Here is an 878-nt window from a genome sequence, read left to right as displayed (position 1 = left end):
CGGCCAGGGGCATGGACGGAGCTCCGAGTAGGGTATTCGGATGCTGTTTGGATGGGATTAAGTGAGAATTAACATTTGTTCTGGAAAGCCCTTTTCAGGCGATATGTCAGGGCGACTACCTTCGGTTTTTCCATTAGCTTTAGATATATTTCCGCGACCTCTTTGAAGCGTTGTTAGTCTTTGCTGAGTGGCTGCCATTCACCCTGAAAAAAGGGACAGTCTACGGTTAAATAGAACTGCCCCCGTTCAAGCGGGTGTGCGGCTAGTTTTCTATTTTATTACTATTGACCGCTATCGAGTTAAAACGGTTGCTGTTGACGGTGGCGAACCATGCCGTTACTCCTGACGCCAAGTTAGTGGTCCAATAATAGTAAATCCCAAACTCAGTTTTGTAATGGGTGCGCGACCAATAGTAATTATTTGGCATCGGCCAACGACCGGCGTACTGCTGTTGCATAAGCTTCTGTTCATTAAGGGTGGGTAGGGTCATGTCCCGCTCTATCGCCCTTTCATACACTTCTTCGTGCGCGCCTACACCGTTGTTGTAAACCCAGATCACGTTGGTAACGTACACTCCGACGGTTACGGTCTGTGGCGGACTCGAAGAGTCCGTGATTCGGATGGTTGTTTGACCATTGCCCCGTGAGGAAACCGCTCCAGTTGTACTGACAGAAGCGATATAGCTTTTATCGGATGAGTAAGTATAAGGCCCGGTACCGCCGCCCACGCTCAGTTGCGTCGTATTGCCAGGGGTGTTGGCGGGGAGGAGGCTGGGGTAATCTCCCAGCATGAATGTAAATCCGGAGAGCTGGATATAAGTCGGCGTGACGTATAACGGAGTGCTGCGACTGATAGTGTATTGCGTACTGGGGAACTCG

General features: G+C 50.2%; 1 pseudogene. It reads right to left on the bottom strand.

Features of this window, described 5'->3' with window-relative positions:
- Positions 1-262 precede the first annotated feature (262 nt).
- Positions 263-878, bottom strand: a pseudogene (locus JH25_RS25455) (hypothetical protein); the annotation flags it as partial.

It is taken from the genome of Pseudomonas sp. BRG-100, assembly GCF_000737955.1.
Taxonomy (GTDB): domain Bacteria; phylum Pseudomonadota; class Gammaproteobacteria; order Pseudomonadales; family Pseudomonadaceae; genus Aquipseudomonas; species Aquipseudomonas synxantha_A.
This window is presented reverse-complemented; position numbering and strand designations above follow the sequence as displayed.